We start from the raw sequence: 13781 nt of genomic DNA on the forward strand, positions 1-13781 counted from the left end.
AACGCAACGAGGTCCGCGTGTTCTCACACCAGACACGTCCCGTCCTCGCCGGGTCGCCGGCCGGGTGTCGCATTGACGGCGAGCCAACCGTGACCAGGCCCACAGCCGCGGCGCAGCCCGACATCACGGCGGTCCCGGCCGGCTGGTGGATGAGGCCGGCGGGAAGCGGTCCCGCTGACCCGGCGGACCCCGCCTTCGCCGCGCTGCCCGACCCGGACGGCGCGGTGACGGTGATCGCCGGAGCGTCCGGCGGCCCGCTGCCGTCCGCCTCCGCCGTCGCCGCGCTGCTGCTCGCGCTGCCCGTCGCCCACCAGGACGACGTGGTCGTCGCGCTCTACGGCTGTGAGCCGACGGACGCGCCGGCCGGCACGGCGGGCCTGCCCGGCCAGGTCGCGGACCTGATCGGCCGGCCGGTGCTCGCCCAGCACGGGCTGCTGCTGCCCGGTCCGGGTGCCGCTCACGTGGTCGCGTTCGACGGGACGGCCGAGTCGACGTGGCGCCCGCTCGTCCGGCACTGCCTGCATGTGCCGGGTACCGGCCCCACCGTGACCCGGTGGTCCGAGCCTGCGCCGGGTTTCGCCGCGCTCGGTGCCGGCGACTACCGGGTGGCGGACGGCTGGTTCGTCCACCTGGTGCCCGCCGGGTTCGTGCTCCGCCGCGAAGGGGAGCCGCCGGACACCGGGCTGGACGCCGCGCCCTTCCATCCCGCCCGTCTCGATCTCGCCGTCGATCACGCGCCCGGCGGGTTGCCGGACGGGGTGCTCGCCGCCCTCGGCCGTCTTGCCGACGCGCTCCCCGGCCCGGCCCGCCGCCGGCTGCGGGTGGTCCTGCCGCCGGGCACCGGGTCGGCCGAGGCGCAGCGCGTCCGGTGGGCGGTGCCGGCACCTCAGCACATCCGTCTCCCGGTGCTGGACGTCCCCCGCGGTGCGGACGACGCCGCGAACGATGCCGCGAACGGCGATGCGGCGGCTACGGCCGCCGCGGCCGGTCCTCCCGCCGCGCCGGGTACGGCGCTCGCGGTGACGGCCGCCGGCCGGATGCGTCTCGTCGGCCCGGCCCCCCACGGTCCGTGCGGGTAGCTGTCGCGGAGGACGCCGCCCTCTTCCGCGAGGGCCTCGTGCTGCTGCTGACCACCGCTGGCCACGAGGTGGTCGGCTGCGCCGTGGACGGTGACGGCCTGCTGGCGCTGCTCGCGGTGGAGCCGGTCGACGTGGCGATCCTCGACATCCGGATGCCGCCGGGAAGCGAGGGCGGGCTGACCACCGCCCGCCGGATCAGGCAGTCGTACCCCGAGGTCGGGCTGCTCCTGCTTTCCCACTACGCCGAGAGCCACTATTTGACCCGCCTGCTGACGGTGGGCACCGAGCGCGTCGGGTACCGGCTGAAGGACCGCATCGCCGGCGTGCAGGTGCTGACCGACACGATCACCAGGATCGCCGCCGGTGAGCTGGTGCTTGAGCCCGTCCTGGCCCGGCAGCTGGTTGACCGGCAGACCCCGCGCGCCCGCCCGCTCGCCGCCCTGACCGAACGGGAACTGGACGTTCTGCGCCTCATGGCAGAAGGCCGTTCCAACACCGGAATCGCTGCCGCGCTCGTTCTGTCCGGTAAAGCAGTGGAAAAGCACATCGCGAACATCTTCCTGAAACTGGGCCTGCCGCAGGATTCCACCGCGCATCATCGACGCGTCCTCGCCGTACTGACCTATCTCGGTGTCGGCACACCATGACTGTTGACGAGACGGGCGGCGCCCCGTGACCGGGCAGCGCCCCGGCGTGCGGCGCACCCGAGAACCGTGGCGCGTGCTCGCCGAGGAGGTCTCGCCGCTGCCGCCCGGCACCCCACCGGCCCGGAGACTGCGGCCCCTGCTCGCGAACCTGGGCTGTGCGGCGGGCACCGGCGAGCTGGCGCTGTGGGTGCCGCGCCGCTCGCCGTTCGCCGCCTGCTCGCCGCCTGCCGCCACACAGGCCGGAGGCGATGGAGGTGATGGAGGTGATGGAGTCGACGGCGGCGGCTGGTTCTGCCTCCTGCACTGCCAGGGCGGGCCGACCGGGTGGAACGTCACCGGCCCGCGGGAGGGGACGGTGGCGCCCGACCCTGCCGCGGTGCCGGGCAGCCGGCTGCTCCTCCAGCTCGCCGACGGTACCGAGACGCTCGCGGCCGTCACTCTGCATGGCGGCGACCCCCGCAGCGGCGGCGACCCTGCCGCCGTCGGCCACGCGCTGCTGTCCGCCACCGGGGACTGCCTCGTCCTGGTGCTGCGCGAGCTGAGGCTGGAACAGGCGGTGCGGTCCGAGGTCGCCAGGGCCGAGCGGCTCGAGGCCAGGCTCGCGTTCCTGGGCGGTGAGCTCGCCCGGGTGGTGGATGCGGAGCGCCGCCGGCTCGCGGCGGCGATCCTCGCCGGGCCGGCCGACGAGCTCACCGAGGTACGGCTGCGCTGGCAGGAGCTCGTGGCGGCCACCCACGGCGGCGACCTCGTCCCGGTACCGCCGCAGGACGTCTCGGCCGGCCCATCGCCCGCGGGCCCATCGCCCGCTGGCGCGCTCACGGCGTTGCGCCGGATGAGATCCGCGCTCGACCAGCTCGTCGACGACTTCCGGCTGGTCGTGCGGGCGGTGGCGCCGCGGACCCTGCGCGCCCAGGGGCCGGTGGCGGCGCTGGCCGACCTCGCCGGCCAGCTGCCGAGGCGGGTGCGGATCGTCGGTGACCTCGGCCGCCGCGTCGGATGGGAGGTCGAGGCCGGGATCTACCATGCGGCCGCGGCGGCGCTCACCGTGGTGGCAGCACCCGACAGCACGTCGGGCCGGCCAGATGATCTCGTGCTGTCGTTCGCGCGCGCCGAGGGCCGGCTCGTCGTCCGGCTGAGTGATCCCACCCCGGGCCCGCCGGACCGGGTGTGGGCGGGGCTGGCCGAGGACGCGCGACGGCTGGTGGCGCTGGGCGGCGGGCTGCGCCACGAGACCAGTGCCGAGGGGGCCGGCATCGTCGAGATCTGGCTGCCGGAGAAGCTCGTCCCCGCATCGGACGCCCCGGCGGTGGCCGGGCATCAGATCGGCACCGTGCCGGTGACGGCGGTGCCGCGGCCGGGTTGGGACCGCACCACCAGCGTCCCCCCGACAGAGGCCAGCCGGGAGCGCAGGGACCGCAGGGAGCCGAGCGTGGCGCCGGCGGATCCGCCCAGGCCGGGGCCCTCGTCCGCCACGGTGAACGACAGCCCGTGGTAGGTGTCCCGCACCTCGACCCGGACCGGTGTCCCCGGCGCGTGCTTCTGCGCGTTGCTCACCGCCTCCATGCAGGCGAGGTAGAGGGCGTTCTCGACCTCGTGCGGGTAGCGGCGGGCCCGCACGCCGGCGGCGACGTCCAGGGTGACGTCCCGGGTCCCGCGCAGCCCGGCGGCCAGGGCCCCGGCGAGGCCGGCCGTGCGCAGTGGCGCGGGCGCGACGCCGGCCGCCGTCTCGGCGAGAAGCCGCCGGGTGTGCCGCAGCCGGGTGCCGAGGTCGGCGACGGCCTCGGCCCGGGACCGTGGGTCGGCCGGGGCGGTCGCCAGCTGGTGGTCGAGCACGGCGCAGGCCATCTGCAGCGAGACCAGGTGCAGCTGCGCGCCGTCGTGCAGGTCGCGTTCGAGGTCCTGGCGCTGCTGCTCCAGCTGGGACGCCGCCCGGTGCCGCTCGTCCGCGATCCGCTCGGACGCCGCGCGGCTCCGGGCCCGGGCGGCTCTCAGCTCGTTGGTCAGGGCATCCGCCGCGAGCACGCCGCCGAGCACGGCCGCCACCGCCTCGACGGCCGCCGCCGCGGACGCCCGCTGTTCCGGCGTGCCGGCAGCCGGGAGCTCGACCGACAGCTCGGCCACCTGCGCACCGCGGTGGCGGACGACCCGGCTCACGCGCACCGCGGACGCCTGTCCGGTCGCAGGTGGGTTCGCGGGCCAGACGCACTCCGCCGGGCCCACCGCCGGGCCCGTCGCGTCGATCCGACGGATGATCACCTGGCGGGCCTGCGACGCCTGCCCGACCAGAGCCGCGATCCGGCTCAGAGCGCCGCCTCCGGATCTGGTGCCCGGCGGCGGCGTCGCCGCCAGCGCCAGCACCTGGGCCGGCGGGTCCGCGACGGAAGGGTCCACGGAGGAAGGATCCGCGGCTGAAGGGGCGGTGGCCGGCGGAGGACTGACTGGCTCCGGCACGCACCCTCCCCTCCGACGGGCGGGACGGCCCCGGGTCGCCGGCGCCGCCGACTCTAGCGCCGCGTGTCGTGACCCGCGGACGTCCCTCACCGGCCCTGTCCTTCCTGAGGCGCCAGGGTGGACAGGTCACGCAGGTCGCGCAGGATCTCCGAAACGACGACCGGGTCGAGCGCACCGAACCGGATCTTGGCGTTGGTGGGCCAGCCGCCGGTCGGCGCGTTGCTCAGCCGGAGCTCCTCCACCTGCTGGAGGGGAAACTCCTGCGGGTTGTCGACGACGATTCCCGGGTCGAGGTAGAGGAGGGCGGAGCGGCCCCCGGGCAGATCGCGTTCCAGCCAGCCCTGGACGCCGCCCTCGATCGGCACGCCCCGCCGCCAGCCGCGGTGCTCCAGCCGTAGCAGGTCCAGCGTCGGGACGGGCAGCCCGTCGAGCCGCAGCAGCGCGGTCGCGTCGCGCTCGGCGTCGGTGAGCGTGAAGACCTCGCGGCCCAGCTGCGGGAACGGCTGCAGGATCCGGAGACCGGCGAACAGGGCGGACCAGGCGGCCGCCGTCCCACCGAGATGCAGCGGGTGCGCGAGGCGGATGACGCCGGCGGCACACGTCTCGGGCGGGGCCGGCAGGGAGAAGGGGTTGTCCTCGACATCGGTGCAGGTGCCGTCTCCGGCGACCCGGAACGCCCGCCCCGGGCCGCCGTCCGAGGCATCCGGGTCGTTCGGGGCATCCGGGTCGTTCGGGTCGTGCGGCGCGTCCACGAGCCAGACCAGCCGGCGGGCCAGGTGCCCGAGCAGCGGGTGCGCTATGAACAAGGTTCTGAACTCGTCCACCGTCCACCGGCGCTGGGCGACGAGGGCATCCTCGAGGCGGCGGATCTGGGCGGCGCCGAGGGCCCGGGCGTCCTTCTTCAGCGTGGCGAACCGCCGGTAGGCGGCGAGTGCCTGTTCCGCGTCGTCCCGCCGGCCGGGTTTCGGGAGATCCCGGCGGCGCACGCCGTCATCGTCGTCGACATGGGGGCGCAGGTGCTCGTCGAAGCCGACGGTGAACCGGCGCCGCCCGTAGTCGAAGGTCATGCCGCCCGCCGCGTCCAGCCCCAGGTCGGGGACGAGGCGGTCGGCGAGCTGCTCCGTGCTCAGGTCCAGATCGGCGGCCAGCCGCGCGATCTTCTCGGCGGCGCGTGCGCGCAGGGCCCGGAACGCCGCCCGCTGCGAGATGCCGTGCAGGTGCGTCAGCGCCACCTCGGTGCCGATGCCGGTGAAGACGTCCAGCGCCCGCGCGGCCCGGGTGTGCCCGCCCTCGCCCGGCCAGGCGCGGACCAGCGGGGCCAGCCGGCGCACGGTCTCGTCGTCACCGACGCAGCCGAGCGCGTCGAGAGCCCAGGCGTCCTTCGCCGGTGTGCCCACCGCCCGCCAGCGCTCGAACAGCGCCCAGCCGAACGCCGCCAGCGACTCGGGGTCGGTCGCCTCGCGTACCGCCGCGATCCCGGCGTAGGGCTCGCCCGGCTTCGACAGCGCGAGCATCGTGCACAGGTGCCGGACGGCGGTCGCGGGCAGCGCGTGAACGTGGTCGCGCAGCATCACCGGGGGGAGGAGCACGGGATCCGCCCACTCCGGTACCACCGGGATGCGGCTTGGCAGCAGGTCGAGCGGGTCCGCGGACAGCAGTGCCTCGATCGCCTCGGCCACCTCGCCGCCGTGGCGGCGGGCGGCGGCGGCGACCTCGGCGTCGTGGCCGCCGCGGGCGATGGCGCGCAGGGCGTTCTCCGCCGCCCGCCGCCGGGCGCCGGGCGGCCCGAGGGCGGCCGGGACCAGCGCGGCCGCGGCCGTGGCCGGGTGACGGGCGAACCAGGCGAGGGCGTCCGCGCGCACCGACCGCAGCCGTAGCAGCCAGTCCGCCATCATGACGGCGACCTCGGTGGCGGCGTAGGGCAGCAGCCGGGCCGCGTTCGCCGCCGGCCGCTGCGCGCCGAGGTGCAGTGCCAGCGGCAGCGCGTCCAGCCCGAACCTGGCGATCAGCCAGGCGAGGTGAGCCTCGACCCTCCCGTCAGGCGGCCGCCACCGGCGCAGCTCGGTCCGGACGAGATCCTCGGGGCCCTCGGTGAAGACCGCCAGCTGCTGGTACCCGTGCAGTGTGCCGTCGCGCAGCGCCCGCAGCCGCCGGGGCCAGGACCAGTCGCCGGCGTTCCCCCAGGTGATCGTGTAACGCTCGGTGGCGGCGAACCACGCCTCCTGCTCGCCGGGTCGCCAGACGATGGCCACCTCGGCCGTTTCTGCCAGGCCGTCGATCACCACCTGCTTCGGCCGGCGCCGCGGCCCCGTCCACGGGGGGGTGACCAGGACCTTCGGCAGCATCCCGGGTGCGGCGTCCGGGGCCGCGGTGCCCGACAGTTCGGCGATCCTCGCGGCGACGCGCGCGCCGGCGGCGGGCGCCAGCAGCGGCAGCGCGGCGGCGACCAGCTCCGCGTTCGCGCTGAGGTGGGTCCGCAGCAGCTCGTCCGCGATGCGGGCGGCCGGGCCGCTGCCACCGGCTGCCGCCGGCAGCAGCCGCAGGGCGCGCACCGGGAAGCGCCTCATCGCGGCGAGCAACGCAGGCTGGGCCTGCCTGTGCTCGAGCCGCCCGAGCAGCCCGGCGAACGCGTCGTCGGTCGGCAGCGTGGCGAGGGTGGACAGCAGCCGCCGGCGCTGGTCCGTGTCGACCAGCGGATCGTCGATCCAGCGGCCGAGGAGCGTCGACACGCCTGCGCCGACACCCTCCGCCAGGGACTCGACGACGCCGCTGAGGGTGAAAGCGTCCCGGACCGACACCAGGTGGCCGATCTGGTCGACCTGGGCTGTCGACCCGACCGCCATCAGCAGCAGCAGGGCCGGTGTCCGGGCCGATGCCGCCGCGGCGGCGTGGCAGTCGTCAGCCACCCAGTCGGCCCGGGTGGGCAGCAGGTAGGACGTCATCGCCCGCTGGCCAGGGCCGTGTTCCCGGTAGGAGGCCAGCAGCGTGGTGACGCGCGCGTACTCGTCGTCACCCGCGGCCGCGAGGTGGGCCCGTACCCGCCGGGCGACCAGCAGCCAGGGCAGGAACCGCGGGGCTGCCTGCGTGTTGGGCCCCAGCCGGACGAGGGGGTACCGGTGCGGCTGGTCCATGCGGAAACCGACGTCCATGGAGAAGAGCTCGGCGGCCGCGCACGCGGCGAACCCGAGGCCGTGCACCGCCACCCACAGGTCGGCGAAGGCCACCGTCCGGGCGTCCAGCCGTCGGCGCTCGCCGAGCAGATGACACACGGCCGTGACCACCGCCGCGGCCCCGGCCGGGGTGATCTCGTCGCCGAAGCGGACCCAGTCCCGCCGCCGCGCGCTGTCCAGCCAGGGCAGTGCGGCCACGGCCAGGCTCGGCTCGCTGGCCGGATTGCCGATGATCTCCCGAAGCGGCCAGTCGTGGGCCGCGAGGCACTCCTGGACCGCGGCCGCGACCTGGGCCGCGGTGAACTCCACCGGGACGGGCGTGCCGCCGCGGCGCGGATGCACCACCTTTCGCCAGGACGCCGGGACGACAAGGCTGAGCTCGTCCGCAAGGCTGCGCTCGTCCGCCTCTCGGGTGGGTTCCCGTACCGCTCCCAACGCTGTTCCTCCTGGTCTCATCGGCCTGGTCTCATCGGCCGAGAGCGGCCGTGATGTCGAGCGCCAGCAGCTGGCGCAGGTCGTCCGTCGTGAGGTCGGAAAGCCCGCGCAGCCGGCTCGCCTGCCGGGTGATGGACCGCTCCAGCAGCTGGCGCGCGTAGCGGCCGTTGCCGAACGTCTCGCCGCGGTCGATGCCGTCGAAGTGTCGGCGCAGCACCTGCATGGAGGCGCCGTCGACCTCGTAGCCGCCGCCGCGGGCGAGCTCCTCGAAGATCGCCACCAGCTCGTCCGCCGAGTAGGACGGGAAACGGATCCGGTGGCTGAAACGGGAGGCCAGGCCCGCGTTGCTGGCCAGGAAGCGCCGCATGTCGCCGGTGTAGCCGGCCGCGATCACGACGATCTCGTCCCGGTGGTCCTCCATCAGCTTCACCAGGGTGTCGATCGCCTCGCGCCCGAAGTCGTTGCCCTCCCCGCCGGAGGACAGCGCGTACGCCTCGTCGATGAACAGCACGCCGCCGCGGGCCCGGTTGAACGCCTCCGTCGTCTTCACCGCGGTGTGGCCGACGTACTGGCCGACCAGGTCGGCCCGGGCCACCTCGACCATCTGCCCGGTGCGCAAAATGCCCATCGCCGCCAGCAGCTCGCCGTACAGCCGGGCCACCGTGGTCTTGCCCGTGCCGGGCGGCCCGGCGAAGACCAGGTGGCGGGACATCGACGGGACGGGCAGGCCCGCCTCGGCGCGCACCCGCGCCGACGCCATCAGGTCGACGAGGTCGGCGACCTCCCGCTTCACCTCGTCCAGGCCGATCATCGCGTCGAGGCGCCGCATCAGCGTGTCGACCTGCTGGCGCTGGTCCTGCAGGTCGCCGCTGCCGCCGCTGCCGCTGCCGCTGCTGCCGCTGCCGCTGCTGCCGTTGCCGTTGCGGTTCGCGCCGTGGCGTGCCGGCGCGTCGTCACCGAGGTCCGCCGGCAGCAGCCGGGCCAGCTCCAGCTCGGGCGCGTCGGGCGTGCGCGCGAGCCGGTACGCCTGCCGGCCCAGCATGTCCTCGAAGACCTGGCGGGCGACGCGGGCGTTGCCGAACGTCTCGGTGCGCCCCATCGTGTCGAAGTGCCGGCGCAGCGACTCCTGCGTCTCGTACTCCAGGGCGTAGTGATGGGTCCGGCAGAGCCGCTCGACGATCGTGACGAGCTCGGCGCTGGTGTAGCTGTCGAACTCGATGGTCCGGGAGAAGCGGGAGGCCAGCCCCGGGTTGGCGGCGAGGAAGGTCCGCATCTGCGGGGCGTAGCCGGCCACCACCACGACGACCTCGTCCCGGTGGTCCTCCATCAGCTTCACCAGCGTGTCGATGGCCTCCCGGCCGAAGTCGCTCCCGCTGCCGTCCGCCGGCGCCAGGGTGTACGCCTCGTCGACGAACAGGATCCCGCCGACCGCCTCCTCGAACTTCGCGGTGGTCTTCACCGCCGTCCCGCCGACGTGCTCGGCGACGAGGTCCGCCCGGGCGACCTCGACGATCTGCCCGCCCGGGATCACCCCGAGAGCGGCCAGGATCCGGCCGAACAACCGGGCCACCGTGGTCTTCCCGGTTCCCGGCGGCCCGGCGAAGACCAGGTGGCGCGACATCGACGGCGGCGCGTGCAGCCGCGCCTCCGCCCGCCGCCTCGCGATCTGGTGCAGCCCGACGAGCGTCGCCACCTCGTGCTTGACACCCTCCAGGCCGACCAGCGAGTGCAGCTCCGCCAGCAGCACGGCCACCGGGTCGGACGAGGTCTCCGCGTCCGCCGGAGGACCGGCCTGCTCGGGAACGCTCGGCACCGCGGGCGTCGACGGACCGCGGGCCGGGCCGTCACCACCGCCGGCGGTGATGCCCGCGGCGATGCCGCCACGGCTCTGAACAGCACCACCGCTGCCGTAGCCGCCGCTGGCGGAGCCGGCGGGGAGGCCGGGGCCGGCGGGGAGGCCGGAGCCGGCGGGGAGACGGCCAGCTTCGACGGGCACGTTGTTGTGGCCGGTGTCCACGCCGTTCAGCCGCAGGTTGGACGTCGCCGCGGCGGTCTGGACCGCGTCGCCCTGGTTCCCCCGCATCACCCCGCCGTCGATCGACACCGCCCGGGTGGTCTCCACCAGGACGCCCGGCCCCCGGTTGCCGGTCAGCTCGACGTCCGCGAGGGTCGCCTCGGTGCCGGGGGCGAGCACGATCGCCGGCCCGGCGGTGCCGTGGACCCGGCAGCCGGTGATCCGGGGGTGCGCGGAGCCGCTGACCAGAATGCCGGTGGTTCTCGCCGCGGCCACCTCCACCGCGCGCAGGGTGGGCCGGGCCTGCCCGCGGACCTCGACGCCGACCCGCCCGCCCGTCACCCGGATGTTGCGCAGCTCGGTGGTGCTGGTTCCGGCCAGCAGCACCCCGGTACGCCGGGCGCCGTCGAGGTGGCTGTCCTCCAGCAGGCCGGCCCCGCCCTCGGCGTGCAGCGCGTGGTCGACGCGCTCGACGCTCAGGCCGCGCAGCGCGGGAGCGGCGTTCCCCTCGATCGTCACGCCGACCGGGCTGCCGTTCACCTGCACCCCGTCGAGCCGCGGCGCCGAGTCGGCGGTGGCGAGGACACCTGTCTGCTCGCAGCCGGAGATCTCGCCGCCGACGAGCACCGGGACGGCCTGCTCGACCGTCACCACCCCGGCCGCGCCACCACCGCGCACGACGCAGTTCCGCAGCTCGGCGGCGGAGCGGCCCGAGGCGTGCAGGCCGTGCCCGGCCGGACGGTCGACGAGGCACTCGGTGAGGCTCGGTGCCGCGTCGTCCCGGGTGATGACCGCGTGCCCCCGGGCGCCCTGGAACGTGCAGCCGGTGAGCTCCGGGCGGGCCCGGTCGGAGACGAACAGCCCGGCGCGTCCCCCCTCCACCCGGGTGCCGGCCATCGTCAGCCGGCTCTGTTCCCGTACCACGACACCCACGCCGTCGTCGGCGCTGATCCGGCAGCCCTCCAGCCGGGGGGCACCTGTGCCGGTGGCGAGCACGGCGACGTCCGCGGTACCGGTGAACGTGCAGTCGCGGACCACCGGGGCCGCCTCGCCCGTTATCAGCAGGCCGCAGCCGGGGATGTCCGCCACGGCCACGCCGACGATCTCGGCTGTGCCGGCCTCGACGACGATGCCGGTGCCTCCGGAGCCCGTGCCGCCGGTGCCCGTGCCGCCGGTGCCCGTGCCGCCGGTGCCCGTGCCGCCGGTGCCCGTGCCGCCGGTGCCGGTGATCCGCCCGCGGTGGATCCAGGTCCGCCCGCCGCGCAGGTGCAGGGCGGCCGTCCCCGCGGCGTGGAGGTCGCAGTTGTCCAGCCGCACCCGCCCGCCGGCGACCTGGAGCAGCGGGACGTCACCGCCCCCGCCGCGGACCACCAGATCCCGCAGCCGGACCTGACCCCGGGCGAACAGCAGCGCCGCGTCCGGCGGCACCTCGATGACGACGCTGCCCGGCCCGTCCTCGGCGACCACGACGACGTCCCGGTCGAACACGAACCACTCGCGGTAGACGCCCGGCCGCACGGCGACGGTGTCCCCGGGGGCCGCCTCCGCGAGCGCCCGCCCGATCCCGCTCACTCCGCCGAGATCCGTTTCGGACACGGTGCGGACCGCTCCGGTCAACGTTTCCACCTCCTGGCGGGCACCCGCGCCCACGGCTCCCGCGCCAGACCGGCTCGCGGTCCGGTCACGATGTCTGTTCGGTGACGACGTCTGCCCCGGTCATGACGTCTGCCCCGGTCACGACGTCCCGGCCAGTTCCCGGTCGTCGACGGGTCGGCCGCCGTCGAGTGCGTAGGGGCGCTTCTCGTCGTCCAGTCCGACCGCCAGCCCCAGCTGCCGCGGCGCGTCCACGGGCGAGGTCCTCGCCACCTCGCCGCGGCCCGTGAGGGCCTCGCGCAGCCGTCCCAGCACACGCTGCTCGGCCGCGGCGTCGGTACGCCCGTTGACCACCTCACGCAGCAGCACCCGTACCGGGGCGGTGGCGCCGGCAGTACCGGCGGCACCATCGGCACCGGCGGAGCTCGTTGCGTCGTCGACGGCGAGGACGACGAACCGGGTCCCGGCGGGGAAGAGAGCCCGCCCTGGCGGATGGGCCTCGCCCGGTGCCCGCTCCGGGTTCAGCGCGTCGGTGCGGCGGGCCGTCGATGCCCAGATCACGTACTCGACGGTCTGCGTCGGCACCCGCCATGGCGCGGTGGAGACCACCAGGAAGCCAGGCTCGACGATCTGGCGGCCGGGCTGGTAGGACGCCAGATCGTCGAGGCCGATCGCCGCGGGTCTGAAGACCGGGCCCACGGCGGCCGGGAGCCGGCCCAGGCCTGCGGAGGCGCAGCGGGCCATCATCGCCAGCATCGCGGTGTCGCCCGACGCGACCTTCGGGTCGGCAGTCGGATCGGCGCTGTCACGCAGCACGGCATCGATGCGCGCAGCGGTCGCGGGCGGCTCCCCGCCGGAGAGATAGCCGCGCAGGGCGACCAGGCTGGCCAGCGGGTCGTCGGCGTTGACCCCGAGGCGCAGGCCCGGCTGCAGGGCGAGGGTGCTGGAGATGGCGCGGGCGTGCGCCTCGAACTGCCAGCCGAGCAGGGCGCGCAGCGGCTCGCGGTCCTCGACCGCCGCCCGCGGGCGTACCTGCCGCCACGACCGCCCGGCGGTCGCGGTCGCGTCGCCGGTGGGCCGCTCGGTTTCTGGGCTGGTCAGCTCGGTCGCTTTTCGATCCGGGATCCGTGCCTGGTCCGGGACCGGGTCGTCGGCGGGGCGCGCCGGGTCGGGCCGGGGTGGCAGGGGAGTCCAGGCAGCGGGGGTGGGCAGCGCGCGCCGCACCGCCGGCGGCAGCAGACCCGCGCCGGGTACCAGCCCGGCCGCCGGTGCGGGCAACGGGGCCGGGATCGGGGTGGGCAGACGCAGCGGCTCCGGCAGGCACAGCGGCTCCGGCAGGTGCGCAGGCTCCGGCAGGTGCCCGGGCACGGGCACCTGCTCGGGTCCGGGCAGGCCACAGGCCGCGATCTCGGCGCACGCGGGCAGCCAGGGCCCCACGGAAACCGGCTCGCCCGCTCCGGGGGCGCCGGCCAGGCCTGGAGCGCGAACGGGCCAGCGCCGGATCGTCCCGCCGGTGATCATCGTGCCGGGAATCTGCCAGACACCCGCGTCCGCCGCGTGCACCGGAACCCCCAGCTGGGCCACGAGCGTGTCGACCAGCGTCGCGAACGGGCCGAAGGCAGGCAGCGGATGCGGGACCAGGACGACCGGCCGCCCGCCCCATTCGGGGCACGCCCGGATCACACGGGCCAGGAACGAGACCGGCACCGCGTGGCCGAGGAGCCGGAACGTGGTGGCGCCAGCCTCGAGATGGACGACGAAGACGTCCGCCGGCGCTGCCGGGAGCCGTCGGGGCTCGGCCCATCCGACCCGGAAGAACCTGCCGGCCGCGGTCGCCAGGCTGTCGTTGACGAACCGTCTGACCAGCGGGTCCGCGACCTCCGCGGCTGTCTTGGCAGGTACGGGGGCCGGCCCCGGCCGGAAGCGCCCGCGCGGCGGCGCCGGAACACGCTCGGAGGGAGGCACGGGCGGTGGTGGGGGTGCGGCGATGGGAACGGGCCGTCCGTCGGCCCGCCATCCGACGCGGCCGGTGAGCGCAGGCGCTGTCGGTGTGCCCAGGGGGCGCTGCCGTCCCCCGGCCGTGGCGGCCGGAAGCAGCGGCTGTCTCGGGAACAGCTGCGATGGCAGTGTCTGCGCCGGTGACGCCGGTGACGCCGGTGACGCCGGTGACGCCGGTGACGCCGGTGACGCCGGTGACGCTGGTGACTGCGGCAGCCGCAGTCGCAGCGCCACCGCCGAGGACTGAGGGGCCATGACGGTCGCCCGGCTCACTGGTGCACCTTCCTCGTGTCGGAACTCGCGAATGGGAGAGTTCGGACACGCCCCTGGTCCCCACCGGGCCATCGCCCTGCTCGCTCGACCGTGAAGGTCCGGCATGAGTTCCGCGAGGCCC

At 75.8% G+C, this 13781-nt stretch carries 6 protein-coding genes; 2 read left to right on the forward strand and 4 right to left on the reverse strand.

Annotated features, from left to right (window positions below):
- Positions 1 to 89: 89 nt before the first annotated feature.
- Both AB1460_RS04240 and AB1460_RS04245 read left to right on the forward strand, forming a co-directional pair.
- Positions 90 to 1079 (forward strand): hypothetical protein, encoded by a 990-nt coding sequence (locus tag AB1460_RS04240; protein WP_368959244.1) that lies wholly within the window; start codon positions 90 to 92, stop codon positions 1077 to 1079.
- Positions 1070 to 1726: a response regulator transcription factor gene (locus AB1460_RS04245; RefSeq protein ID WP_368959245.1), complete on the forward strand. Its 657-nt coding sequence runs from the start codon at positions 1070 to 1072 to the stop codon at positions 1724 to 1726. The genes AB1460_RS04240 and AB1460_RS04245 overlap by 10 nt, the downstream gene beginning before the upstream one ends.
- Positions 1727 to 3043: 1317 nt before the next feature.
- Here the strand turns inward: AB1460_RS04245 and AB1460_RS04250 are convergent.
- From AB1460_RS04250 to AB1460_RS04265, 4 genes are all read right to left on the reverse strand, one after another.
- Positions 3044 to 4117 (reverse strand): sensor histidine kinase, encoded by a 1074-nt coding sequence (locus AB1460_RS04250; RefSeq protein ID WP_368959246.1) that lies wholly within the window; start codon positions 4115 to 4117, stop codon positions 3044 to 3046.
- Between the two features lie 146 nt (positions 4118 to 4263).
- Positions 4264 to 7782: a DUF4132 domain-containing protein gene (locus tag AB1460_RS04255; protein ID WP_368959247.1), complete on the reverse strand. Its 3519-nt coding sequence runs from the start codon at positions 7780 to 7782 to the stop codon at positions 4264 to 4266.
- 31 nt (positions 7783 to 7813) lie between these two features.
- Positions 7814 to 11413 carry an AAA family ATPase gene (locus AB1460_RS04260; RefSeq protein WP_368959248.1) on the reverse strand — a complete coding sequence of 1200 codons (3600 nt, stop codon included), beginning with the start codon at positions 11411 to 11413 and terminating at the stop codon, positions 7814 to 7816.
- A gap of 117 nt (positions 11414 to 11530) precedes the next feature.
- Positions 11531 to 13354 carry a hypothetical protein gene (locus AB1460_RS04265; protein WP_368959249.1) on the reverse strand — a complete coding sequence of 608 codons (1824 nt, stop codon included), beginning with the start codon at positions 13352 to 13354 and terminating at the stop codon, positions 11531 to 11533.
- Between the last annotated feature and the right edge of the window lie 427 nt (positions 13355 to 13781).

The organism is Parafrankia sp. FMc2 (assembly GCF_041008525.1).
Taxonomy (GTDB): domain Bacteria; phylum Actinomycetota; class Actinomycetes; order Frankiales; family Frankiaceae; genus Parafrankia.